The sequence below is a fragment of the Pseudomonas sp. M47T1 genome (assembly GCF_000263855.1).
Taxonomy (GTDB): Bacteria; Pseudomonadota; Gammaproteobacteria; order Pseudomonadales; family Pseudomonadaceae; genus Aquipseudomonas.
On record NZ_AJWX01000005.1, the window covers coordinates 142,795 to 165,926 of the forward strand.

Here is a 23,132-nt window from a genome sequence, read left to right on the forward strand (position 1 = left end):
TGTCGGGTCGGTGGCAACAGTCAAGTGACCGCCCCTGCCAACCTGGGGTTCACTCGGATTGCGCCACCACCGTTGCTTGCTCGCGGCTCAAGCGTCGTTCGCCCAGGAACAACAGCACCACGGCCGCTGACACCAGGGTGATGGCAATCAGCACCCAGGTGACCTCGGTAAACGCCGTGGCCACCGCGCTCGCCAGCACCTGGCGCGGCACCGGCGGCAACAATGCCGCCGCCTGGCTCAGTTCACCGGCGCTGAGGTACTGCGCGGCCTGGGCGGTCTGCTCGGCACTGGCCTGGGGCACCGCCTGCGCCAATTGGCGAGCCACCAGGCTGCTGCTCATGGCTGTGACGATGGCCAGGGCAATGCCCTCGCCCGCCACCCGTGTAGTACTGAAAATACCCGTGGCCATGCCCGCGCGCGCCTTGGGCACCACGCTCACCGACAAGCCGTCCATCAGCCCCCAGGGCAACCCGGTGCCTATCCCGATCACCAGCATCGGCGACACCCACGCCGCCGCACTGGCGCCGGTGCCGATACCCCCCAGCCACCATAGGCCGGCCGCCGCCAGCACCAGCCCCAGGGCACAAACCACCCCGGCGCTGGCAAATCGTGTCAGCCAGGCTGCAATCCCCGGCACCACCAGCATCGGCGCGCACAGCGCCAGCATGGCCAGCCCGGCGTCGATCTCACTGCGGCCCTCGATGCCCACAAAGCGCAAGGGCAAGGCCACCAGCAGCACCACGAAGCAATAACAGGTAGCAATGGGCAGCACCTGCACGCCGAGAAAACGCGGGTAGCGCAACAGTGACAGGTCCAGCATCGGCCGCACCGCACGCTGCTGACCGCGAACGAACGCAGCCAACAGCAGGCCCGAGGCGCCCAACTTGACCAGCACCTCGGCGCTGGACAGGCCGCTGACCGGCCATTGCATGATGGCCCAGGTGAGCAGCGCCAGGGCCGCGCTGAACAACACCGTGGCCACTACGTCCAGGCGCCCGGCGTCTGGGTCACGCGATTCGCGCAGAAAACGCCGCCCCAGCACCAGGCCGACAGTACCGATCAAGGCCGCGGTGACAAATACCGAGCGCCAGCCCCATTGGCTTATCAACCAGCCCGATAGCATAGGCCCCAGCGCCAGGCCCAAGCCGAAACTGCTGCCCAGGGCGCTGTAGGCACGGGTGCGGGCGTTGCCGTCAAACAGTTCGGCCAGGGACGCCGAGCCGCCGGCCAGCGCCGCCGCGCCCGCCACGCCTTGCAGGCCGCGCAACAGGTCCAGCCATGGCACGCTGGGCACTGCCCCCAAGGCCAGCGACACGCCTACGAACATGGCCACGCCCCACACAAACAGGCGCCGCCGCCCGTAGGTGTCGGCCAAAGTGCCGGCCGCCAGCAGCAGGCTGCCGAAGGTCAGCATGAACGCGTTGGTGATCCACGCCAGCGCCACGGGGCTGCCGCCCAGGTCTCGGCCGATAGCCGGTGTGGCAATGGCGCCGGCGGAAAAACTCAGCGGCAGGATCAGCGCCGCCAGGCACACGGCCAGCAAGGCATACTGCGCCGCGTACCGATGGGGCGTGGCAGTGAGTGAGGTCATGAGCAACATCCTGTAGCCAATTTCGAGGCCTCGAGGATAGGATGTCGGGGATCCTGAAAAAACAGGCCAGCCGTCCCGTCTAACCGGACACATTGTCCGCAAAGGGTGTCCATGGAAAGCCTCAGCGGCTTGACCGCCTTCGTCCGGGCCGCAGAGCTGCGCAGTTTTGTCGCCGCCGCCCAACGCCTGGAAATATCCGCCTCGGCGGTGGGCAAAAGCATTGCCCGCCTGGAGCAGAGCCTGGGCGTGCGCCTGCTCAACCGCAGTACCCGGCACATCAGCCTGACCGAAGCGGGCGAGCTGTTCTACGCCCGTTGCAGCCGCGTGGTCAGCGAGTTGGAGCAAGCCCAGGCGGAACTGTCGCGTCAGCGCGAAGTACCGCGCGGGCGCCTGCGCATCAGCCTGCCCGCCCTGGGCTACCGCATGCTGTTGCCGATCTTGCCTGAATTCACCCGGCGCTACCCCGAGGTCGAACTGGATCTGGACTTCAGCGACCGCATGGTCGATGTGATCGCCGAGGGCATGGACGCCGTGATCCGCAGCGGCGAGGTGCTCGATTCGCGCCTCAAGGCCCGCACCCTGGGGCGCTTTCGCCTGGTACTGGTGGGTGCCCCCGGCTATTTCGCCACCCATGGCGTGCCAGCGCGGCCAGAGGATTTGAGCACCCATGCCTGCCTGTTCTACCGCTTTCACAGCAACGGCCAGCTTCAGCCCTGGACGTTCGAGGGGCGCGAAGGCCTGCCGCCGTTGAACCTGCCGGGCACGCTGACGTTCAACAACGTCGAGGCGCTGATTGGCGCAGCGGTGGGCGGGCTGGGCATTGCCTACCTGCCCGACTTCGCGGTGGGGCAATACCTGCGCGAAGGCCGCCTGCACAGCATCCTTGATGAGCGCCTGGTGGCCGGCGGTGTTTTCTCACTGCTGTGGCCCGGCAGCCGTCAGCCTCTGCCCAAGCTACGGGTGTTCATCGATTTCCTCGCCGAGCACCTGGTGTTGGGGCCATGAGTCCAGCGGCGCTACGAGTCGTGCGCCACACGGCAGCCCTTGCGGTTGCGGATTTCATCATCGGTGGGGCGCGTGGGGTCGAAGCGCAAGGTGCGGTCGGAATAGATTTCCAGCCAGCCCCAGTCACAGGTGGCTTCGTCCTGCCCGGGCGCAGGCGGCCGGGCCCACCAGGGTTCGCGGCTGATGAGGGTGCGTGGAGAAGCAGGCATGTTTAACTCGCTCAAAAGCCAGGGCACACAGAACAACTGTAGCACTGGCCACCCGGCCGGATTGCGCCGCCTGCGGGGTGTTTGATCAGATAAACGCCGAACCCAGGTCGCACGCCAGCCAGGCTTATGAACTAACTAGTTACATACCAATTTAATACCAATTTTCGACCTACCCCCTTCAGTCTCCGCCACCCAAGCCGATAGTGTGCTAACGAACCCCGGAATGCGCCCCGCGTTCACGTTCGCACTGCCAAGCAAGGTGCTTTATGAAGTTGACCCTAGGAAAAAAGCTGGCCCTGTCGGCCAGTGTGGCGCTGCTGCTGGTCGGCTGTAGCCTTACCGCGCTGCATTACCTTGAAAGCCGCGACAATATCGAAACCGGCATTGCCCAACAGGTCAGCAACACCGGCAAGGTGTTCGCGGCCAACGTCAGCTACTGGCTGGCGAGCAAGCAGATGGCCATGGCCTCGGTAGTGGCCGGCACCCGCGATGAGACACTGCTGGCACAGATCCAGCAGGCCAAGGTCTCGGGCGGCTTTGACAACGTGTTCCTGGCCCGCCCCGACGGCAGCCAGATCAACGCCAACGGTGCCAGCCTGCCGCCCGACAACAATGACCCGCGCAAGTGGAAGTGGTACCAGCAGGCACTGTTGGCCCCTAACGACGTGTACTTCTCCACCCCGTCGATCGCCGCCGCCACGCAAAGCTACGTGCTGTCACTGGGCAAGGTACTCAGCCGCAATGGCACCACACTGGGTGTGCTGGGCGCCGATGTCAGCATGAACGAAATCCTTGGCCAACTGAAACAGATCAAGCTGCCGGGCAACGGCTTCGCGTTTTTCGTCGACCATGACGGCATCATCCTCGGCCATAACGATAACAATGCCCTGGACAAGCCGGTGGACAGCCTTTACCCGGCGCTCACCAGCAGTGCCCTGCAATCGCTGGCGGCCAGTGACGGCGCGCAATTCCTGCTCAACGACCAGGGCCAGCGCCTGTACGTCATCCCTATCCAGCACCAACATGAAAAACTGGTGCTGGTGCTGGACAACGACCTGCTGCTGGCCCCGTTGCACCGCAGCCTGTGGGTGGCCCTGGGTACTCTGGTGGTGATCCTGGTGCTGTCGCTGCTGGTGGTCAACGCCCTGTGCGTCTGGCTGCTGCGCCCGCTGGGCGCGATGTCTCGCGGCCTGCAAGTGATTGCCAGCGGCGACGGCGACCTGACCCAGCGTATCGTGCAGCAGTCTGATGACGAAGTGGGTGAACTGGGCCGCCATTTCAACCAGTTTGTCGGCAGCCTGCATACGCTGATTGGCCACGTGCGCCAGCAGGCCGTGGAAATTGGCCAGGAGTCCACCAGCGTGCTGCACCGCAGCACTGATTCTGCCCAGAGCCTGGAGCGTTTGCAGCAGGAACTGACGTTGGTGGCCACCGCTGTCACGGAGATGGCCTCGGCCACCCAGGAAATCGCCGGCAATGCCGAGCGCACTGCTGCGTCGGCGCAGCAGTCCTCGGTCAGCAGCCTCCAAGGCCTGGAACTGGTGCGCAAGACCCAGGGTTCCATTGTCGACCTGTCCAGCGAGATCAGCGCCGCCACCCAAGTGGTCAATGAGCTGAGCGAATACTCGCAATCGATCAGCAGCGTGCTCACCAGCATCCAGAGCGTGGCCGAACAGACCAACCTGCTGGCCTTGAACGCCGCCATCGAGGCCGCCCGTGCCGGCGAGCATGGCCGCGGCTTCGCCGTGGTGGCCGACGAGGTGCGCATGCTGTCACAGCGCACCCAGGAGTCGACCAAGTCGATTCAGGCCACGGTCAGCAACATCCAGCGCATCACCCATGATGCCGTGGAGCGCATGGCCAACAGCACCGGCCTTGCCGAACGCAGCGTTGCCGATGCGCAGCAAGCCTACGCCTCGCTGGAGCAGATAACCGAAGCGGCCAGCGAAATTTCCGGCATGTCGCAACAGATTGCCTCGGCGGCCGAAGAGCAATCCTCGGTCACCGAGGAGATCACCCGCAACGTGGTCACCCTCAAGACCCTGGGCGAGGACCTGGTGGAAGGCTCGCTGGACGCCGAAAAACAGTCCCGCTCGCTGCAAGAGCACGCCAGCGACCTGAACGGCAAGGTGGCGCGGTTTATCTTGTAACGCGATAACACCCCGGTAGCCGCAGCCTTCGGCAGCGGCTACGCATCCCCACTGAAATTGACACCTCCTTCCCCTCCCCGCATGCTCGCGCTACTGCCCACGGGCCTTTGCCTGCCGCACGATCAACACGGGAAACCACCATGCAGAAAAAAGTTTTCATTGATTCAGACATGGGCTGGGACGATGTTTTATCGATTGCCTACCTGATGAAAGACCCCAGCGTCGAGATTGTGGGCCTGAGCGTGACCGGGTGCGGCGAGACCAACCTGGGCTGGGGCACCTTGATCGCCCAGCACCTGCTGGGCATCGGCGAGCATCAGCACGTGCCGCTGGCCCGCGGCACCGACGTGCCCCTGAGCCTGAGCAACGTTTTCCCACAGCCGTTCAAGAACGACATGAACGACCTCATGGGGCTGCTAGGCAGCCTCAACCCTGCGCACCTGCCCGGCGTGTCGGCCAAGCCGGGCTGGGAACTGCTGCACGACACCCTCAAGGTCAGCACCACGCCCATCACTGTGCTGTCCCTGGGCGGCTTCACCACCTTCGCCAAGCTGCTGGCCCTCAAGCCCGCCGCCAGCGACCTGGCCAAGATCGAGCGCATCGTCGCCATGGCCGGCGCCGTCCATGTCGACGGTAACGTCGCCGCGCTCAACGGCGCATTGCCCGAATGGGACCAGGGTAGCCGCTACCGCAGCAACCACTACGCCGAATGGAACGTGTTCGTCGACCCCCTGGCCGCCGACCTTGTGTTCAAGTCCGACCTGCCCCTGACCCTGGTGCCCCTGGACGCCTGCAACCAGGTCATCCTCGACCCAAGCTACACCGCCAGGATCACTGCCACCGACCCTGTCGCCACCCTGGTGCGCAATGTGTTCGAGAAAAAGACCGGCGACAACCAGGAAGGCGCCCTGCCCGTGCCGATCTTCGACCCCTTGGCCACTTTGCTGATGACCGGCGGCGTTGCGGCCAACAAGACCCTCAGCGAGTTCCTGTCGGTGGAAACGAAGGAAACCGAGCAGGACAACCACTGCGGCCAAGTGCGCGTGGAGCCCAGTGGTTCGCGCCCCATCGATTTCGTGGTGGGCGTGTCGCAAACGCAATTCGCGCAGCAATACGCCAACGTCATCAACGGCGCCTGATGTAGCCGCTGCCACAGGCTGCGCTGGCCATTAGGGGCGCAGCAGATGTGCGGGGGGCATGTCATCATTCACTCCCTTCAACCTGCATGTCGGGTGATGAAGCCCAATCCCTTTTCTGGCGCAACTGATAGAACTGACAGCTACTCAGGAGTAGCATCGCCAAAGGATCCCCATGACCACCACAGCCCACGCCTGCCCCCCTCCACCCGCCTCGGCCATTATGCGCTACGTGCCCGGCGCCGATTTCATCGACTGCCACTACGTGCTGGTGCGCGACACCGAGCGCACGGCCCTGCGCCACTTGCTCACCCTGCTGGCGGCCACCCCACCGTGGCTGGACAACCTGATGAAGTTGCGCAACAGCCTGGTGCAAGTCGCGGGGCTCAAGGACCTGGGTTCACTTGCCCGCATTGACCTGGCGCGGCCGGACGAGGACTATCGGCCCGGCGACCGGACAGGGATTTTCACTTTGCAGAGCAATGCGGCCGACGAGGTGCTGGTGGCCGACCAGGACAAGCACCTGGACGTGTTCCTGGCCCTGACGCGCCTGCCCGTGGCCGCTGACGGCACGCGCACCGTGGTGCTGTCCACCGTGGTGCGCACGCACAACTGGCTGGGCAAGGTGTACATGCTGCCGGTGGCGCCGTTTCACCGGCGCATTGCGCCCATGACCTTGCGCGGCATCAACCGGTGTTGAGTGCGCTTACAGCCAGGCGCGCAAGGCGAAGAAGAACGCCATGCTCAGCAACATGCTCAGCAAGGTATTGCGCGTGTACACCACCAAGCCCACCGCCACCACCGCGCTGATCAGGTAGGGGTTGTCCCAGTGCAGGTTCAATTGCTTGTCGGGCATGAACACGATCGGCCCGCAGATGGCGGTGAGCATGCCCGGCACCGCAAAGCCCAGGAACTGCCGCGCATTGCTGCTCAGGCGAACCGGCAGCCGCGGTTCCAGGAACACGTAGCGGTTGAGAAACACCAACAGCCCCATGCCGATAATCACGCCCCAGATCATGCCCGTGCTCCGTGCAGTTTGTTGCAGATGAAGCCTGCGCTCATGCCCGCCAGGCCCGAGAGCACCAGCGCCGAGCCCCAGTGCCAGTAGCTGAACAGCACCGAACAGCACAACGACACCGCCACACACACCACGGTGGGCACATTGCGCACCACCGGCGTGATCAAGGCGATAAAGGTGGCGGCGATGGAGAAGTCCAGGCCAAGGTGCTCGATGCCGGGGATGCTGCTGCCCAGCAGGATGCCCGCCAGGGTGAACAGGTTCCACGCCACGTAAAATGTCAGCCCAACGCCCAGGGCGTACCAGCGGCTGAAGGTCTGCTGGTCATAATGGCTGGTGAGGGCGAACAGTTCATCGGTCAGCAGAAACCCCAGGCCGGCGCGCCAGCGGCCGGGCAGGCCGGCGATCATCGGGCGCATGCTCATGCCGTACAGCAGGTGCTGGGAGGTCAGCAGCAACGTGGTCAGCAGGATCGACAGGATGCCGGCGCCGCCCTTGAGCATGCCGATCGCCACCAGTTGCGCGGCACCGGCGAAGACGATGGTCGACAGGCCCTGGCCCTGCCAGGGCGTGAGGTTGGCCTCGATGGCCATGGAACCGGCCAAGAGGCCCCACGGGGCGGTGGCCAGGGACAGCGGCATGATGGCAGCAGCGCCGCGCAGGAAGGCGTGGCGCGGTAGACGTGTGTTGGGCATGTTCTTGTAAGGCTGGCAAAAAACGGACAGCGACTGTGGCAGAGACCCAGGGACGCTGTCTTGAACAATATTGCGCACTTATCCAGCCTTGCAAGGTTGTATACAACGCCTGTGCACCTGTGCCGTGCAGGGTTGCACAAGCACAGGGCACACTCAGCACGTTTAACCCGAATATTTCCTTGATTTCGGGTCGAAACGGATTTGGCACACATTCTGCCTACCACCTCGTATACAAAAATATCGATTGCGAGGGACATACGCCATGTCAGATCAACGCCCGGCCGGTTACAGCCCGCGCCTCTACAACCACGACCTGGGGCCCACCCCGCAAACGTGGAGCTCGTACAACATCTTTGCCTTCTGGATGAGTGACGTACACAGCGTGGGCGGTTACGTGTTCGCCGCCAGCCTGTTCGCCCTGGGCCTGGCCAGCTGGCAGGTGCTGATCGCCCTACTGGTGGGCATCTGCATTGTCCAGGCTATCGCCAACCTGGTGGCGCGCCCCAGCCAGCAGGCGGCCGTGCCCTACCCGGTGATCTGCCGCCTGGCCTTCGGTGTGTTCGGCGCCAACATCCCTGCGGTCATCCGTGGCCTGATTGCCGTGGCCTGGTACGGGGTGCAGACCTACCTGGCGTCGAGCGCGCTGGTGATCGTGGTGCTGCGTTTTTTTCCGGCGCTGGCGGCCTATCAGGACGTGACCTTTGCCGGCCTGTCGTACCTGGGCTGGTTGGGCTTTCTGAGCTTGTGGGTGGTGCAGGCCCTGGTGTTCTGGACCGGCATGGAATCCATCCGCCGCTTCATCGACTGGGCGGGCCCTGCGGTGTATGCGGTGATGTTTGCCCTGGCCGGGTGGGTCGTGTGGCGCGCGGGCTGGAGCAACATCAGCTTTACCCTGGCGCAGAAAGCCGTCTCCGGCTGGGCGGCGGTTGGCCAAGTGATCGTGGCAATCGCGCTGGTGGTGTCGTACTTTTCCGGCCCTACCCTGAACTTCGGTGACTTCAGCCGTTACTGCCGCAGCATGAGCGAAGTGCGCCGAGGCAACTTCTGGGGCTTGCCGATCAACTTCCTGGCGTTTTCCCTGGTAACCGTGGTGATCGTGTCCGGCACGTTGCCGATTTTTGGCGAAATGATCCACGACCCCATCGCCACCGTAGCCCGCATCGACAACACCACCGCCGTGCTGCTGGGCGCCTTCACCTTTGTCACTGCCACCGTGGGCATCAACATCGTCGCCAACTTCGTCTCCCCGGCCTTCGACTTCGCCAACGTGTCGCCCAGCCGCATCAGTTGGCGCATGGGCGGCATGATCGCGGCGGTGTTGTCGGTGTTCATCACGCCGTGGAACCTGTTTAACAACCCCGAAGTGATCCACTACACCCTCGACGTGCTGGCGGCGTGCATTGGCCCGTTGTTCGGCATCCTGCTGGTGGACTACTACCTGATCAAGCGCCAGCAGATCGACATCGACGCCCTGTTCAATGACGGCCCCAGCGGGCGCTACTGGTACACCAACGGCGTCAACCGCGTGGCCGTGCAGGCGCTGGTCATCACTGCCCTGGCCGGCCTGTGCATCACCTTTATTCCATGGTTCAAGCCCATGGCCAACTTCGCCTGGTTCACCGGCTGCTTGCTGGGCGGCGCCCTGTTCTATGGCCTGACCCGCTGGTCGCAGCGAGCGCTGCCGGTGGCGGCAGCGACGGTGTAGCTCGCGTATTTGTTGCCGCTGCCGCCAGCTTGCGCGGGCCAGTGACCAGGCTGAAGGTCTTCGGCGTTGGTTCGGGCCAGCGCAGCCTCGCGGCAGCGCTACACACCATGATCCGTGGTAATTTGAGGGTTTACCGTACACTCGGAAATCGCTCATGCTCCAGATCGCCCGCCAGGCCCCCACCATCGAATCCATCATCGCCGCCCACGCTGCCTTGCGTGCCCAGGGCCCCCTGGTGCAGTGCCTGACCAACGTGGTGTCGGCCAACTTCATGGCCAACGTGCTGCTGGCCGCCGGGGCCTCGCCGGCCATGGTCGACAACCCCGAGGAAGCCGTAGGCTTTGCCAGCGTCGCCGGTGCCGTGCTGGTCAACCTGGGCACCCCCACTACCGCGCAGGTGCAGTCCATGCGCCTGGCCGTGCAGGCGGCCGATGACATTGGCAAACCCTGGGTGCTGGACCCCATCGGCGCTGGCGCCCTGCCCTGGCGTGGCGCCATTGCCGCCGAACTGCTCGCCAGCCGGCCCACGGTGATTCGCGGCAACGCCTCGGAAATCATTGGCCTGGCCGGCCTGGGCAACAGCAACGCCAAGGGTTTTGACAGCTCCAACGACCCGGCCGACGCCGTGCCTGCCGCGCTCAGCCTGCTGGCCCACGCCAGTTGCGTTTCCGCCTCCGGCCCCATCGACCACGTGGTCGGCAAGGTGCAGGACGACCAGGGCAACCTGGCCCATTACCTGCTGCGCATCGCCGGCGGCAGCGCCCTGCTGCCCCGCGTCACCGCCTCCGGCTGCGCACTGGGTGCCCTGGTGGCCGCTTACGCAGCCGTGGCCCAGAACAGCTTCTGCGCCGTGGCCGCCGCCCACGTGCACTTCGCCTTGGCAGCCGAATACGCCGAACGCCAGGCCCGCGGGCCCGGCTCGTTCGTGCCCGCGTTTCTGGATGGTCTGGATCTGGTCGATGCGCGCTTGATTCGTGCGAAGGGGCAGGTTGAGGGGGTGAAGCTTTGACAGCCGGCAAATGAAATGGCTGATTTTCATGGGGGCATTCGCGCCTGGAGTCCAACCCGGTGTGGCCACCTGACGCGCAGCCGAATGGCCGGCTCCCTGGTCCTATATTGATTGCAACGTACCATTGGCTGACAAATAGGCGCTGGCCGCGTTGGGTGTTTGACGTCAGGCCTGTGTCCGGCCCTGCCCGCTCGCCAACCACGCGCGCCACCCGCCAAACTCACTGATATCAGTCGCACCCTCCAGACCAATCCCCTCGCAAATAAACCCCGTCTCCCAACGCCCATCGCTCAGTTCCACTTTGCCCAGCCCCAGCGGCGCTGGGACGCCGCCCAGGAAGGAGCCCAGCTCGCTGGACGGCAGTTCCCACACTTCCACCGCAATTGCTACACCATGCTCCGCCACCCGCACCATGCCAGGCCGTTGCACGGGGCCACCGGCCAGGGCGTGCAGGCGATAATGGGCCGCGCTGTGGGTGGCTTCCAGCAGGCGGCCGCCGCGTTGGCGCAATTGGCCGTTCAAGGGCAGGCCGTCCAGGTGGGCGCCACACACCACCACCGCAACCCGGTCATTGCGGGCCGCACGGCCGGGCAATGGCATGGCCTGGAAGGCGTTGGCCAGGCTGAGCAGGTACTGGTCGGTAAAGGCTCGGCCGAACAGTGTAACGCCCCACGGCAAGCCGTTGGCCATGGTGCCGGCCGGCACGGCCACGGCGCTGTAGTCCAGCAGGTTCATGAAGTTGGTGTAATAGCCCAGCTCGGCGTTGCGCAGCACCGGTTCGGCGGCGAGTTCGGCCAGGGTGACCGGGCGGCCGATGGTGGGCGTCAGCACGCACTCAAGGTCAGCCATCAACGCGTCGCAACGGGCCTTGAGCCGCTGCAGGCGATACTGGGCACGGAAGGTCTGTACACCATCGACGCCCGGCGCCTTGGCCAGTACCGCGTGGATCACCGGTAACACTGCGCCTGGGTCACGCTCGGCCAACTCGCCGACCACGCTGTAACGTTCAGCCACCCAAGGGCCGTCGTACAACAGCCGGGCGGCCTCCAGAAAGGGTGACAAGTCCAGGCTCACGGCTTGACCGCCCAACGCCTCAAGCCGGGACACGGCCGCGGCGAACAACGCCGGGCCTTCGTCGCAGCCGAAGAACTGCAGGTCCTGCACCTGCGGCACGCCGAAGCGAAACGGCCGCAGAGCACCGAATGCCGTGGCATCATTCCAGGCCGGGTTGGCGCGGCTGTATTCGTCGCGCGGGTCAAGACGTGCGGTCAACGCCAACAGGTGGCTGGCCTCGCGGGCGGTGCGGGTGAAGGTGGTTACGCAGTCCAGCGTTCGGCAAGCCGGCACAACGCCTGCGGTGGACAACAGCCCCTTGCTGGCCTTGAGGCCCACCAGGTTGTTCAGCGCCGCCGGTACCCGGCCCGAACCGGCCGTGTCGGTGCCCAGGGCAAAACTGGCCAGGCCCAATGCCACCGCCAGCGGTGAACCGGCGCTCGAACCTCCCGACGGATAGTCCGCCAGCACACTGTTGCGGCAGGCGCCATAGGGACTGCGGGTGCCGTTCAAGCCCGTGGCAAACTGGTCCAGGTTGGTCTTGCCCAGGGGCACGGCGCCTAGCGCGATCAGCTGTTCCACCAGCGTCGCCGAACGTTGCGGCACATACGCAAACGCCGGGCAGGCGGCCGTGGTCGGCACACCCGCCAGGTCGATGTTGTCCTTGATGGCAAAGGGCACGCCGTACAACGGCAGGTCATCCAGGTGCCGCCCAGCCAGGGCGGTGAAATACGGCTCCAGTTCCTGAGGCGTCAGCAGGTGAATGAACATCCGGTATTCGTCGTTCAACGCTGCCGCCCGCTCGCGCAGCGCCAGGATCAGCTGGCGGGGTTGCTGGCGGCCGGTGCGATAGGCTTCACGCAGGGTGTCCAGGTTCAGGTCAGTCATTGCCTGTGTACTCACGATCATGTTCATTGCGCCTCCAGAACCACCACGCGCTGACCGGCGCGCACGGCGCTGCCCGGTTGCACGCGAATCTCAAGAACTACACCGGCGCAGGGCGCCAGCACCGGAATTTCCATTTTCATCGACTCCAGCACCACCAACGCCGTGCCCGCGGCCACCTGGTCGCCCACGCTGACCTGCACCTGCCAGAGGTTGCCGGCAATGGGGCTGTCGACGCTGTGTTCGCCGGGCTGCAAAGTCGCCTCCTCCTGCGCAGGCGCGTAGGCTTCCTCGCTTTCGAAGTGTGCCTGCCCGCTGGCAATCCAGCGCTCACGCTCAGCCTGGAAGGCCGCCTGCTGCTGGCCACGAAACGCGGCGATGCTCTGCGCTTCGCGCGCCAGGAAGGCCTGGTACTCGGCCAGGTTCAGTTGGCCCTGTTCGATGCGCAGGTCGTAGCGCCCCTGGGGGAAATCACGACGGATGCGCAGCAACTCGTCGGCGCTGACCGGGTAGAAGCGGATCTGATCGAAAAACCGCAGCAGCCACGGCTTGCCGGCAAACGCCGCCACCTCGCGGTAACGATTCCACATTTGCAGGGTGCGGCCCACGAACTGATAACCGCCCGGCCCTTCCATGCCGTACACGCACAAGTAGGCGCCACCGATGCCCACCGAGTTCTCGGCCGTCCAGGTGCGCGCGGGGTTGTACTTGGTGGTCACCAGGCGGTGACGCGGGTCCAGGGGCGTGGCCACCGGCGCACCCAGGTACACGTCGCCCAGGCCCATCACCAGGTAACTGGCCTCGAACACCGTGCGGTACACCTCGGCCAGGTCCGGCAGGTCGTTGATGCGGCGAATGAATTCCAGGTTGCTGGGGCACCAGGGCGCATCCTTGCGCACCGTGGTCATGTATTTCTCGATGGCCAACTGGCACGCCGGGTCATCCCAGGACAACGGCAGGTGGACGGTGCGCGACGGCACGCTGAGGTCCCCGGCGCTGCACACCTGGGCCCATTCACCTTGCAACTGGGCCAACAACTGCGCCAGGGGCAGTTGCTCGGGTTGATAGTGCACTTGCAGTGATCGAATGCCGGGCGTCAGGTCGATTACCCCGGTTAACTCCTGGGCGGCCAGCGCCTGCATCAACGCATGGGCGCGAAAGCGCAGCACCAGGTCCAGTTCGGCGTCCCCCACCTCCAGCAGCACGTGAGTGTCACCGGCCAGGCGAGCCACCAGGCGCCGGTCGCCCTGGCCAATGTCGAGCACAATGGGCGAGGCCAGCGGTTCGGCCACTGTCATGGCCTGCGGGTCGCGCGCGCAGGCCAACGACACCGGCACGAACTGCACCTTGTCGCCCGCCTTCAATTGGCCCAGTTGCCACAGGTCGGCCTCGATCACCGTCACCGGGCACACAAAGCCACCCAGGCTGGGGCCGTCGGGGCCGAGAATCACCGGCATGTCACCGGTGAAATCCACCGCGCCCACGGCGTAGGGGTTGTCGTGGATATTGGAGGGGTGCAGGCCGGCTTCGCCGCCGTCCGTGCGTGCCCACTCCGGCTTTGGACCGATCAGTCGCACGCCGGTGCGGCTGGAGTTGAAGTGCACCTCCCAGTGGGCCGCGAAAAACACCTCGATGGCGGCCGGGGTGAAATACTCCGGCGCGCCGTGGGGACCGTAGATCACCCGGATGTGGCGCAAGGCCGGCCAATGCGGCACGTCCTCAGCCGCCGCCTGCGTACCCGCCGAGGCGTCCTGCAAGGGCGCCAGGTGCAACACGTCACCGGTGCGCAAGGCACGCCCGCCGTGGCCGCCGAATTGACCGAGGGTAAAGGTGCTCTTGCTGCCCAGGTAATCGGGCACGTCCACGCCGCCGCGCAGGCACAGGTAGCTGCGGGCGCCGGCACCTTCAATACTGCCCAGCGCCAGCACCTGCCCGGCTTTGATCAGCAGGCTGGTGTACAGGGGCTGCGCGACGCCGTCCAGGCTGACCGGCAAACACGCGCCGGTGATGGCGACAACGGCGTCGGTATTGAACCGCAGCGTCGGGCCGCTCATGGTGATTTCCAGCCCGGCAGCGCCCTGGGGATTGCCCAGCAAACGGTTACCCAAGCGCAGCGCGCGGCTGTCCATGGGCCCGGACGGCGGCACGCCAACGGCCCAGTAGCCCAGCCGCCCGGGGTAGTCCTGCACGCTGGTCTGGGTACCGGGGCTCAGCACTTCCAGAGTGTCGGCCTGGTAGGCCAGCCCTTCCAGGCAACGGGTCCAGGCCTGGCCGCCAGCGAAAGGTTGGTCTGCCAGGATCTGGCGCAGGTAGTGGCGATTGCTTTCCACACCATACACCCGGCTATTGGCCAGGGCCTGGTCGAGGCCGGTACTGGCCTGTTCGCGGTCAGGCGCCCAACTGATGAGCTTGGCCAACAGGGGGTCGAAGTACGGCGCCACCTCGCAGCCGGCTTCCACCCAAGTGTCGATGCGCAGGTGCTGGCCGTCGGCTGGCGGGAACACCACTTCGGTCAGCAGGCCGGGGCTAGGCTGAAAGTCCTTGCCTGGGTCCTCGGCGTACAACCGCGCCTGGATGGCGTGGCCACGTGGCTGCAAACCCGCGGCCAAGGTGGCCAACGGCGGCAGGTCGCCGGCCGCCAGCTGCACCATCCAGCTCACCAGGTCCACGCCCCACACCTGTTCGGTCACCCCGTGCTCCACCTGCAGGCGGGTGTTGACCTCAAGGAAATAGAACTGCCCGCTGCCGCTGTCGAATACAAACTCAACGGTACCGGCGCTGCGGTAATTCACCGCCCGGGCCAGCCGCACCGCCGCTTCGCACAGCGCCTGGGCCATACCCTGCGGCAGGTTGGGTGCCGGGGTTTCCTCCAGCACCTTCTGGTTGCGGCGCTGTACCGAGCAATCACGCACGCCCAACGCCAATACCTCACCGCAGCCGTCGCCGAATACCTGAACTTCCAGGTGACGGGCACGCTGGATGTACTTTTCCAGGAACACCCCGGCGTCACTGAAATTGTTCTGGCCCAGGCGCTTCACCGCGGCGAATGACTCGCTCAGCTCGGCAGCGTCGCGGCAAACGCGCATGCCGATGCCGCCGCCGCCGGCCGTGCTCTTGAGCATCACCGGGTAGCCAATGTTCGCGGCGGCGCTCAAGGCGTCGTCCAGGCTGCCCAGCAGTTCTGTGCCTTCCAGCATGGGCACGCCATGCTCGCGGGCCAGGGCGCGGGCGGTGTGCTTGAGGCCAAACACCCGCAGTTGCTGGGGCGTGGGGCCTACAAAGGCAATGCCCGCCGCCTCGCAGGCCTCGGCAAACGCGGCGTTTTCCGAAAGAAAACCGTAGCCTGGGTGAATGGCCTGGGCGCCGCTGTCATGGGCGGCGGCAAGGATTTTGTTCACGTCCAGGTAGGTGCCGGCGGCAGCGCCCTCCCCCAGGCTCAAGGCCTGGTCGGCTTCAAGAATATGGCGGCTGGCAAGGTCCGCCTCCGAGTACACCGCCACCCCCTTGACCTTCAGGGTGCGCAAGGTACGCAAAATGCGGCAGGCAATGGCGCCGCGGTTGGCAATCAACAGTGTGTCGAACATGGCAGGGTTCCCTGGAGGCGCCATCCGGCGCCTCGACTGGGGTGCGGGCCGTCCCGCACATTGACGATCGCATGCCGGGGCCGTCCCCGGTGGCGTTCAAGCCTGGCGCCGGGGCCGACACTGGCCGGCGCGGCTCTGGCACAGGGCAAACAGCCAGCGCCGCAGGGTCACGCCCATACCAGCAACTCCGCTGGCGTGGGGTTGTAGCCATTGCACGGGTTGTTCAATTGCGGGCAGTTGGAGATCAGCACAATCACGTCCATTTCGGCGCGCAGCTCCACGTATTTGCCCGGGGCGGAAATACCGTCCTCGAAGGTCAGGCCGCCCTCGGCGGTGACCGGCACGTTCATGAAGAAGTTGATGTTGGGGCCAATGTCGCCCTTGCCCAGGCGGCCGTCGTGCAGGCAGGCGTGCAGGTAGTTGTCGCGGCAGCTGTGCATGTGGCGCGTGTCCAGGGCGTAGCGCACGGTGTTGCTCTCCTGGGCGCAGGCACCGCCCAGGGTGTCGTGGCGCCCGCAGGTGTCATCGACGATGGTCAGCATCGGGTGGCCCAGGTTGGAATACAGCACGCTGCCGGTGGTCAGGTAGACGCTGCCCTGGCGCCGCAACGTACGCTGCACGTCATAGCGCTCGCGCGGGTTGGCCAGGCTGAAGAACAGGGTATCGACGGCCTGGTTGCCTTCCAGGTCGAGAATGCGCAGGGTCTGGCCGGCTTTTACTTCGGTAAGTGACGGCGCGCCGGCAGGGACGACCGAGCGCCACAGGGGTTCACGTGCAAGGGGGGTCATGGTCAGTTCCTCAGGCAAACAGCCGATCGGTGTTGATGAAACCGCGTTCGTTCTCGGGGCGCGACGTGCGGCAGTGTTCCGCAACCTCGGGGTGGGCCTTCATCCAGGTGAGCAACACCGGCTGGGGGGCGTATGCGGGATTAGGGTCCATGGGGTGTTGCAAGGCCGTGAGCACCACCAGGGTATCCATTGGCGCGTACAGCTCGATCAGGTCACCGGCGCGCGAGTTGCCGGGCACGTAGTGCAGGCCGCCAGCACTGTCGACGTCCACGCGGCTGAACAGGTTCAGGGTCATCAGCAGGTCGGACAGGCCCAACCCCCACTTGCCCAGCTCCACCAGCAGGTTGTCGGTGCCGTTGCGGTACGCACCGTTACGCAGCTCCTGATAGCGGCCCTGACCGTACTTGTGCAGCACTTCCTCGGCGCACAGCACGCCACCCAGGCTGTCGCTCCAGCCGCAGGTGTCGGTGGTGATGGCCGCCAGTACCCGCCCCATGTCCGAGTACAGGCAATGACCGGTGGTGAGCTTGGCCGTGTGCTGGCCCTTGAGGCTGTCGGGCAGGTTCAGGCGCTCGGTTTTTTCCGCCGCATTGAGCAGGGTCAGGCTGACGTTGGCGTTACCATTGAGGTCGGTGAGGCGCAGCAGTTCGCCGCGCTTGAGCACGAACGAGCGATGGCCGCCGCCAGGCAGCAGTTCTTCGGCAAAGGCCGGGAAAGGCAAGGTCGATTCAGTCATGTGCAGGCTTCCATCAGGGCCGGGTTCACGGCAGCGAGCGCCGCGCGCGCGGCGCGACGATCAGAGTTCAAGGCAATGTCGTAGGTAATGCGTGCGCCAAACGCCTGGGGCGCATGGGGGTCGTGGCGCACCTTGTCGAACACCAGCAGGCGGGTGCCCAGGTTGAAGCCTTCTGACAGGTCATGAGTGACCATGAAAACCGTCAGGCGGGTTTCGCGCCACAATTCCAGCAGCAGCCCATGCATGTCTTTGCGGATGCCCGGGTCCAGCGCACCGAACGGCTCGTCCAGCAGCAATACTCGCGGTTTCATGATCAGCGCCTGGGCGATGGCCAGCCGTTGCTGCATGCCCCCGGACAGTTGGCTGGGGTATTTATCCAATGCATGGCCCAGCCCCACCCGCTGCAACAAACTGGCTGCCTGCTCGCGGGCGCGCTGTTTGGCGGCGCCGAACAGGCGGCCCAGCCAGGGTGCGTTGGGCAACTCCAGGCCCAGCGCCACGTTGTCCAGCACGGTCAGGTGGGCGAACACCGAATAGCGCTGGAACACCACCCCACGGCTGGCGTCTGGCTCGCCAGGCAGCGGCTGGCCGTCCAGCAGGATCTTCCCGCGGCTGGGGGTTTCCTGGCCCAGCAACAGGCGCAGGAACGTCGATTTGCCACAGCCGGAGGCGCCCACCAGGGTGCAGAACTCACCCTCGGCGATGCTCAGGTTCATCTGTTCCAGCACCACTTGCTCGCCGTACTGCTGCCACAGGCTATTGACCTGGATAAAGCTCATGGTTGCGCCCCCTCGAACCAGGGAAAGGCCTTGCGGGTCAGGGCCTTCAGGCCCCAGTCCATCACCCAGGCCAAGGCCGTGATCCACACCACGTAGGGCACTATCACGTCCATGGCCAGGTAACGGCGTACCAAGAAAATCCGGTACCCCAGGCCGTCGGTCGAGGCGATGGCCTCGGCCGCGATCAGGAACAGCCACGCCGAACCCAGCACCAGGCGCACGGCAATCAACAGGCGCGGCAACAGGTAGGGCAACACCACGCGCAGGATCAGGGTCCAGGTGGAAGCACCCAGGGTTTGCGCCTTGATCAGCACCTCATGGGGAATTTCCCGGGCACGCTGCTCCAGGTCACGGGCCAGCATGGGCGTGATGCCGATGACGATCAGCACCACCTTGGACAGCTCGCCCAGGCCGAACACGATGAACAGGATCGGCAGGATCGCCAGCGGCGGCACCATGGACAACACCGTCATCAGCGGCGATAACGGCGCGCCGAGCAGCGGCACGATGCCGGCGGCTATGCCCAGGCACAGGCCCAGCACCGCACTGATGCCCAGGCCCAGTGCCAAGCGCCGCAGGCTGGTACCGGTGTCTTGCCACAGCAGGTATTCACCGGTGCGGGTGTCGGCGGTGAAGGCCGCGCGGTCCACGGCCTGGCTCATCTGCGCCACGCTGGGCAACAGTTTGTCGCTGGGGTTGTCTGCCAGCCGCGACGCCGAGCCCACCAGGTAGGCAAACAGCAGCAAGGCAAACGGCAGGATCACCAGCAACAGGCGGCTGGCACGTTCCGGTCGGCGATTGATCAGGCGCATGGCATTGACCTCAAGGTTCACAATTTACCGTCAGCGGCCATCTGCACGTAGCTGGGGTCGAAGTGCAGCTTGAGGTTGGCGGGATCACCCTGGGTGGCGCCGCCGGCGAAGGTCATGCCCACCGCCTTGCTGTCCTGGGCACCCTGGCCCAACAGGCCGTGCTTGAAGGAAAAGTCGGCGACGTAGCCCATGGTGGTGGGGATCTGCTTGTCACTGACGAAAGCCAATGCTTCGCGGGGCGTGGCGAACAGTTTGGTGGTGTGCAATTGCGCCTCGAACCCGGCCAGGTCAGTGCCCGACGCCTTGGCCATGTGCTCCAGTGCTGCCTTGGACGCCGCGTTGTCGGCGTTCATCAGCGCCACAGTTTCAAACCAGGCGCCGGTCAGCGCCTTGCCCAGCGCGGGGTTGTCTTTCAGGGTCTGGGTGTTCACCACCATCATGTCCATGATCTCGCCCGGCACCTTGCTGGAGTCGAACACCTCGGTGACGGCCGGCTTAGCCTTGACCTCGGCAAGCATCGGGTTCCAGGTGGTCACGGCCTTGACCTGATCGGTGTTGAAGGCGGCGGCGATGTCGGCGTCCGAGGTGTTCTCCACCTTCAGGTCGGCTTCCTTCAGGCCCACGCTGTCCAGCGCCCGCGCCAGCAGGTAGTGCGACACCGACAGTTCCACCAGGTTGACGTTCATGCCCTTCAGGTCGGCCACGGTCTTGCCGGTGCCCTTGATGACAATGCCGTCATTGCCGTTGGAATAGTCGCTGACCACCAGCGCGGTGCTTTCCACGCCACCGGCGGCGGGAATGGTCAGGGCGTCCATGTTGGTCATGGTGCAGCCGTCGAACTGGCCGGCCGTGTACTGGTTGATGGACTCTACGTAGTCGTTGAGCTGGGTCACATCAATGGTGATGCCGTACTTCTTCGCCCACTTGTCGACAATGCCCTGTGCCTTGGCGTACTCCCAGGGCATCCAGCCGGCATAGATCGTCCAGCAGACATTGAAGTGGGTCTTGGGCGCAGCCTGGGCCGCGAAGGAGAACACAGCGAGGATGCCGGCAATCAGCAGGCGGGAACGACGGGGCTTGTGCATGTAACAACCTCCAGTAGTGATGGGGACGGCCAGGAGCAACGCGACACCAAAAAGTGTCCTGTTCTCCCGGGCTTTTATCCCGCCGTGTAACCTCTACTGGAGGTCGCTGGCTCTCGGACCAGCCACTCGCCTGTGGCGAGCCGGAACCCTAGTCAGCTATTGCAAATTGTGTGTCGCGCATCCGTTTGAGTGCCGAACACTGAAGGTGAAAGCGAAAGGCGTGCCAAGGTGGCCCGCCCCCTGAAAACCGTGGCGGCCGGCCATGTGACAGACCATCGAGCGCACCATAGTGGGCCGCTCGGCACGGGTGGTGCGCCAAAGGGTGGCCTGCGCGTACTCAAATGACCTTAAGCACGATCTTGCCCACATGGTCGCCACCTTCCATGCGCCGGTGTGCGCCGGCGGCATCGGCCAGAGGGAACACCTGGTCCAGCACGGGCGGGCATTTGCCCTCGGCCAACAACGGCCAGACGTGGCGCTCGAGGCCGGCGGCAATCACCGCCTTTTCTTCGGTGCTGCGCGAACGCAGCAACGAACCGGTGACCACCGCCTGCTTGGCCATGATCGCCAGCAAATTGGCTTCCTTGACCGTGGGCGAACCGAGGAAACCGATCACCACCAATCGTCCACGGCGCGCCAGGGAAGCGACGTTGGGCTCGAAATACGGCCCGCCCATGATGTCCAGAATCACGTCCACGCCCTTGCCACCGGTGCGTTCGGCAATCACCTTGGCGAAGTCCTGCTCCCGGTAGTTGATGGGCTCGCCACCCAACTGGCGGATCTGCTCGCACTTCTCGCTGCTGCCAGCGGTGGCGAACGCCTTGATGCCAAGAGCGCGGCACAGCGACAGCGCGGTGGTGCCGATGCCACTGGTGCCGCCATGGATCAGCACGCTTTCTTCAGCGCCCAGGTGCGCCATGTCGAACAGGTTGGCCCACACGGTGAAAAACGTCTCGGGTATGGCTGCCGCCGACACCATGTCGATACCCGCCGGAATCGGCAGCACCTGGGTGGCCGGCACCGTGGCGTATTCGGCATAGCCGCCGCCATTGGTCAGTGCGCACACCCGGTCGCCCAGGGCAAAGCCCTTGACCTCGGCGCCCAGTGCCACGATTTCCCCCGCCACTTCCAGCCCCGGCAAGGGGTTCATGCCCGGCTGCATGGGGTATTTGCCGGCGCGCTGCAGCGCGTCGGGACGGTTGACCCCGGCGGCATGCACCTTGATCAACAGTTCATGGGCCTGGGCCACGGGCAGCGGGCCGGTGCGCGGCTGGAGCACTTCGGGGCCACCAGGGGTGGTGATCTCGATATAGGTCATGGTGGACGGCAAAGGAATGGCAGGCATGGTCGGGCTCCGGAGTCGAAGGGTGTCTGGCACAGACAACAGCCAGAAGACAGGCGTTCATCATAACGCTGGGAAATGATGCGATAATGCAGCGATTTCTCATGGTAGCGATGCATATATGCATCATCGGAGCGGCGATGAATTGGGACGACACGCGTTTTTTCCTGGCCCTGTGCCGCGAGCACACCTTGCGCGGTGCCGCCCGCCAGCTGGGCGTGGACCAAGCCACCGTGGGCCGGCGCCTCGCCGCCCTGGAGCAGGCACTGGCGGCCACGCTGTTCTTGCGCAGTTCGGACGGTTACCGGCTGACACCACCGGGCGAGGCGGCGTACAGCGCGGCGTTGAAAATGGAGCAATCGGCCCACGACCTGCAGCGGCGTATCCAGGGCATGGATGACCAACCCAGCGGCCAGGTGCGGGTGGCCACCACCGATTCCCTGGCCGTGGATTTCGTCATCCCTGCCCTTGCCCGCTTGCGTCAGGACTATCCGCACGTGCAGGTGGAGGTCAAGGCCAGCGCCCAGATGCTCAACCTGGCCCGGCGCGAGGCCGACATTGCCATCCGCACCATCAAGCCCGACAACCCCGACCTGCTGGTGCGGCGCCTGGCTTGCTGGCCGGTAGGGCTGTTTGCTTCCCAGGGGTACTTGCAGCGTCACGGCGTGCCCCTGCCCGCCAACGGCTTTGCCGGCCACTCATGGGTGGCCTGGCAACCACACCTGGACGCCGGCCAGGCCGCTACCTTGCTGGACGAATCGGCCGATCAGGCCCAGTTGGGGTGCAGTGCCAACACCAGCCTGCTGATACGCCAGGCCATCGGCGCCGGCCTGGGGCTGGGCGAGCTGCCGCTGGTCGCGGGCCTGCGCGACGGCTTGATTCGGGTGTGGCCCGAGCGCCAGCGTACGCAGCCTTATGAAGTGTGGCTGGTCAGCCACGCCGACCTGCGCCATACGGCGCGGGTCGATGTGGTGGTACAGGCCTTGGTGCAGGCCTTCAACACATCGACAACAGGTCGCGACGTTCCAGGTTAAGCAGGTACTGCTTGGCCGGCAGCCCACCGGCAAACCCGGTGAGGTTGCCCGAACTGCCGATCACCCGGTGGCACGGCGCGATGATGGAAATCGGGTTGCGGCCATTGGCGGCGCCCACCGCGCGCACGGCCTTGGGGTTGCCCAGTTGCGTGGCGATGTCCAGGTAGCTGCGGGTTTCGCCAAAAGGAATGGTCAACAGTGCGTGCCACACCTGTACCTGGAAATCGGTGCCGGCGAAATCCAGCTCAAGGTCGAACTGCTGCCGCTGCCCGGCAAAGTATTCCTGCAACTGAGTGGCGGTGCGCATCAGCATCGGGTGGTCCTCCTGCTCGCACAATTCACCCAGACGCACGCGGCTGGGCCGGTCCTCTTCCCACAAGATAGCCGCCAGCTTCGGGCCGCGCGCCACCAGGGTAAGCCGCCCCACCGGGGATTCAAGGAACGTGAAGGCGTCAGGCATGGCAATGGTTTCCCGCGAATGAGCGGCCATTGTAAAGCAGCGGGCGATGCAGAAAA

The 23,132-nt window shown here is 65.2% G+C and carries 20 protein-coding genes, 1 pseudogene and 1 riboswitch; of the genes and pseudogenes, 8 read left to right on the forward strand and 13 right to left on the reverse strand.

Annotated features, from left to right (window positions below):
• Positions 1-49: 49 nt before the first annotated feature.
• Positions 50-1,591, reverse strand: coding sequence for an MFS transporter (locus PMM47T1_RS08130; RefSeq protein ID WP_008367524.1), 1,542 nt, complete (start codon positions 1,589-1,591; stop codon positions 50-52).
• A 111-nt stretch (positions 1,592-1,702) separates the two neighbouring features.
• Here PMM47T1_RS08130 and PMM47T1_RS08135 point away from each other — a divergent pair, with 111 nt between their 5' ends.
• Positions 1,703-2,596 carry a LysR family transcriptional regulator gene (locus PMM47T1_RS08135; RefSeq protein ID WP_008367525.1) on the forward strand — a complete coding sequence of 298 codons (894 nt, stop codon included), beginning with the start codon at positions 1,703-1,705 and terminating at the stop codon, positions 2,594-2,596.
• 11 nt (positions 2,597-2,607) lie between these two features.
• Here PMM47T1_RS08135 and PMM47T1_RS08140 read toward each other — a convergent pair whose 3' ends face one another.
• Entirely contained in the window at positions 2,608-2,805 is a 198-nt protein-coding gene (locus PMM47T1_RS08140) for a hypothetical protein (protein ID WP_008367527.1), read from the reverse strand.
• A 266-nt stretch (positions 2,806-3,071) separates the two neighbouring features.
• Between PMM47T1_RS08140 and PMM47T1_RS30795 the strand changes: the two are divergent.
• From PMM47T1_RS30795 to PMM47T1_RS08155, 4 genes and pseudogenes are all read left to right on the forward strand, one after another.
• A pseudogene (locus tag PMM47T1_RS30795) lies at positions 3,072-4,097 on the forward strand (HAMP domain-containing protein); the annotation flags it as partial.
• A gap of 132 nt (positions 4,098-4,229) precedes the next feature.
• On the forward strand, positions 4,230-4,955 hold the full coding sequence (locus tag PMM47T1_RS30800; RefSeq protein WP_443216085.1) for a methyl-accepting chemotaxis protein: 726 nt from the start codon (positions 4,230-4,232) through the stop codon (positions 4,953-4,955).
• Positions 4,956-5,095: 140 nt separating this feature from the next.
• Positions 5,096-6,094: a nucleoside hydrolase gene (locus tag PMM47T1_RS08150; RefSeq protein WP_008367531.1), complete on the forward strand. Its 999-nt coding sequence runs from the start codon at positions 5,096-5,098 to the stop codon at positions 6,092-6,094.
• Between the two features lie 172 nt (positions 6,095-6,266).
• Positions 6,267-6,791, forward strand: coding sequence for a DUF2867 domain-containing protein (locus PMM47T1_RS08155; protein ID WP_008367533.1), 525 nt, complete (start codon positions 6,267-6,269; stop codon positions 6,789-6,791).
• 6 nt (positions 6,792-6,797) lie between these two features.
• Here the strand turns inward: PMM47T1_RS08155 and PMM47T1_RS08160 are convergent, their stop codons facing one another.
• Positions 6,798-7,109, reverse strand: a complete 312-nt coding sequence (locus PMM47T1_RS08160; RefSeq protein ID WP_008367535.1) for an AzlD domain-containing protein — start codon at positions 7,107-7,109, stop codon at positions 6,798-6,800.
• Positions 7,106-7,804: an AzlC family ABC transporter permease gene (locus PMM47T1_RS08165; RefSeq protein WP_008367539.1), complete on the reverse strand. Its 699-nt coding sequence runs from the start codon at positions 7,802-7,804 to the stop codon at positions 7,106-7,108. Before PMM47T1_RS08165 ends, PMM47T1_RS08160 begins: the two co-directional genes overlap by 4 nt.
• Positions 7,805-8,066: 262 nt before the next feature.
• On the opposite strand from PMM47T1_RS08165, the gene PMM47T1_RS08170 reads away from it, so the two are divergent.
• Together PMM47T1_RS08170 and thiM are read left to right on the forward strand one after the other, a co-directional pair.
• Positions 8,067-9,509 (forward strand): NCS1 family nucleobase:cation symporter-1, encoded by a 1,443-nt coding sequence (locus PMM47T1_RS08170; RefSeq protein ID WP_008367541.1) that lies wholly within the window; start codon positions 8,067-8,069, stop codon positions 9,507-9,509.
• A gap of 154 nt (positions 9,510-9,663) precedes the next feature.
• Positions 9,664-10,518 carry a hydroxyethylthiazole kinase gene (gene thiM / locus PMM47T1_RS08175; protein ID WP_008367543.1) on the forward strand — a complete coding sequence of 285 codons (855 nt, stop codon included), beginning with the start codon at positions 9,664-9,666 and terminating at the stop codon, positions 10,516-10,518.
• Between the two features lie 165 nt (positions 10,519-10,683).
• Here the strand turns inward: thiM and atzF are convergent, their stop codons facing one another.
• From atzF to PMM47T1_RS08215, 8 genes are all read right to left on the reverse strand, one after another.
• Positions 10,684-12,486 carry an allophanate hydrolase gene (atzF, locus tag PMM47T1_RS08180; RefSeq protein WP_008367546.1) on the reverse strand — a complete coding sequence of 601 codons (1,803 nt, stop codon included), beginning with the start codon at positions 12,484-12,486 and terminating at the stop codon, positions 10,684-10,686.
• The gene (gene uca, locus PMM47T1_RS08185; RefSeq protein WP_008367548.1) at positions 12,483-16,040 is read right to left on the reverse strand and encodes an urea carboxylase; all 3,558 of its coding nucleotides are present in this window, start codon (positions 16,038-16,040) and stop codon (positions 12,483-12,485) included. Before uca ends, atzF begins: the two co-directional genes overlap by 4 nt.
• Before the next feature lie 167 nt (positions 16,041-16,207).
• Positions 16,208-16,828, reverse strand: a complete 621-nt coding sequence (locus tag PMM47T1_RS08190) for an urea amidolyase associated protein UAAP2 (protein WP_008367551.1) — start codon at positions 16,826-16,828, stop codon at positions 16,208-16,210.
• Between the two features lie 10 nt (positions 16,829-16,838).
• Positions 16,839-17,564 (reverse strand): urea amidolyase associated protein UAAP1, encoded by a 726-nt coding sequence (locus tag PMM47T1_RS08195; protein WP_008367552.1) that lies wholly within the window; start codon positions 17,562-17,564, stop codon positions 16,839-16,841.
• Positions 17,561-18,343 carry an ABC transporter ATP-binding protein gene (locus PMM47T1_RS08200; protein WP_008367558.1) on the reverse strand — a complete coding sequence of 261 codons (783 nt, stop codon included), beginning with the start codon at positions 18,341-18,343 and terminating at the stop codon, positions 17,561-17,563. Before PMM47T1_RS08200 ends, PMM47T1_RS08195 begins: the two co-directional genes overlap by 4 nt.
• Complete coding sequence (locus PMM47T1_RS08205; protein WP_008367559.1) at positions 18,340-19,155, reverse strand: ABC transporter permease; 816 nt, start codon at positions 19,153-19,155, stop codon at positions 18,340-18,342. Before PMM47T1_RS08205 ends, PMM47T1_RS08200 begins: the two co-directional genes overlap by 4 nt.
• A 17-nt stretch (positions 19,156-19,172) precedes the next feature.
• A complete protein-coding gene (locus tag PMM47T1_RS08210) occupies positions 19,173-20,240 on the reverse strand; it encodes a putative urea ABC transporter substrate-binding protein (protein WP_008367560.1) in 1,068 nt (355 codons plus the stop codon).
• Between the two features lie 61 nt (positions 20,241-20,301).
• Positions 20,302-20,403: riboswitch (guanidine-I (ykkC/yxkD leader) on the reverse strand.
• A gap of 174 nt (positions 20,404-20,577) precedes the next feature.
• Positions 20,578-21,576 (reverse strand): NAD(P)H-quinone oxidoreductase, encoded by a 999-nt coding sequence (locus PMM47T1_RS08215; RefSeq protein WP_043300871.1) that lies wholly within the window; start codon positions 21,574-21,576, stop codon positions 20,578-20,580.
• A 146-nt stretch (positions 21,577-21,722) separates the two neighbouring features.
• Here PMM47T1_RS08215 and PMM47T1_RS08220 point away from each other — a divergent pair, with 146 nt between their 5' ends.
• The gene (locus tag PMM47T1_RS08220; protein WP_008367562.1) at positions 21,723-22,616 is read left to right on the forward strand and encodes a LysR family transcriptional regulator; all 894 of its coding nucleotides are present in this window, start codon (positions 21,723-21,725) and stop codon (positions 22,614-22,616) included.
• On the opposite strand, the gene PMM47T1_RS08225 is transcribed toward PMM47T1_RS08220, so the two are convergent.
• Positions 22,579-23,076 (reverse strand): methylated-DNA--[protein]-cysteine S-methyltransferase, encoded by a 498-nt coding sequence (locus tag PMM47T1_RS08225; protein ID WP_008367563.1) that lies wholly within the window; start codon positions 23,074-23,076, stop codon positions 22,579-22,581. The two genes, PMM47T1_RS08220 and PMM47T1_RS08225, sit on opposite strands and share 38 nt — an antisense overlap.
• Positions 23,077-23,132 lie beyond the last annotated feature (56 nt).

Coding starts and splice junctions, on each gene's coding strand:
- PMM47T1_RS08130 (WP_008367524.1), bottom strand. CDS start 1,591: ATGACCTCACTCACTGCCACGCCCCATCGGTACGCGGCGCAGTATGCC.
- PMM47T1_RS08135 (WP_008367525.1), top strand. CDS start 1,703: ATGGAAAGCCTCAGCGGCTTGACCGCCTTCGTCCGGGCCGCAGAGCTG.
- PMM47T1_RS08140 (WP_008367527.1), bottom strand. CDS start 2,805: ATGCCTGCTTCTCCACGCACCCTCATCAGCCGCGAACCCTGGTGGGCC.
- PMM47T1_RS08150 (WP_008367531.1), top strand. CDS start 5,096: ATGCAGAAAAAAGTTTTCATTGATTCAGACATGGGCTGGGACGATGTT.
- PMM47T1_RS08155 (WP_008367533.1), top strand. CDS start 6,267: ATGACCACCACAGCCCACGCCTGCCCCCCTCCACCCGCCTCGGCCATT.
- PMM47T1_RS08160 (WP_008367535.1), bottom strand. CDS start 7,109: ATGATCTGGGGCGTGATTATCGGCATGGGGCTGTTGGTGTTTCTCAAC.
- PMM47T1_RS08165 (WP_008367539.1), bottom strand. CDS start 7,804: ATGCCCAACACACGTCTACCGCGCCACGCCTTCCTGCGCGGCGCTGCT.
- PMM47T1_RS08170 (WP_008367541.1), top strand. CDS start 8,067: ATGTCAGATCAACGCCCGGCCGGTTACAGCCCGCGCCTCTACAACCAC.
- thiM (WP_008367543.1), top strand. CDS start 9,664: ATGCTCCAGATCGCCCGCCAGGCCCCCACCATCGAATCCATCATCGCC.
- atzF (WP_008367546.1), bottom strand. CDS start 12,486: ATGAACATGATCGTGAGTACACAGGCAATGACTGACCTGAACCTGGAC.
- uca (WP_008367548.1), bottom strand. CDS start 16,040: ATGTTCGACACACTGTTGATTGCCAACCGCGGCGCCATTGCCTGCCGC.
- PMM47T1_RS08190 (WP_008367551.1), bottom strand. CDS start 16,828: ATGACCCCCCTTGCACGTGAACCCCTGTGGCGCTCGGTCGTCCCTGCC.
- PMM47T1_RS08195 (WP_008367552.1), bottom strand. CDS start 17,564: ATGACTGAATCGACCTTGCCTTTCCCGGCCTTTGCCGAAGAACTGCTG.
- PMM47T1_RS08200 (WP_008367558.1), bottom strand. CDS start 18,343: ATGAGCTTTATCCAGGTCAATAGCCTGTGGCAGCAGTACGGCGAGCAA.
- PMM47T1_RS08205 (WP_008367559.1), bottom strand. CDS start 19,155: ATGCGCCTGATCAATCGCCGACCGGAACGTGCCAGCCGCCTGTTGCTG.
- PMM47T1_RS08210 (WP_008367560.1), bottom strand. CDS start 20,240: ATGCACAAGCCCCGTCGTTCCCGCCTGCTGATTGCCGGCATCCTCGCT.
- PMM47T1_RS08220 (WP_008367562.1), top strand. CDS start 21,723: ATGAATTGGGACGACACGCGTTTTTTCCTGGCCCTGTGCCGCGAGCAC.
- PMM47T1_RS08225 (WP_008367563.1), bottom strand. CDS start 23,076: ATGCCTGACGCCTTCACGTTCCTTGAATCCCCGGTGGGGCGGCTTACC.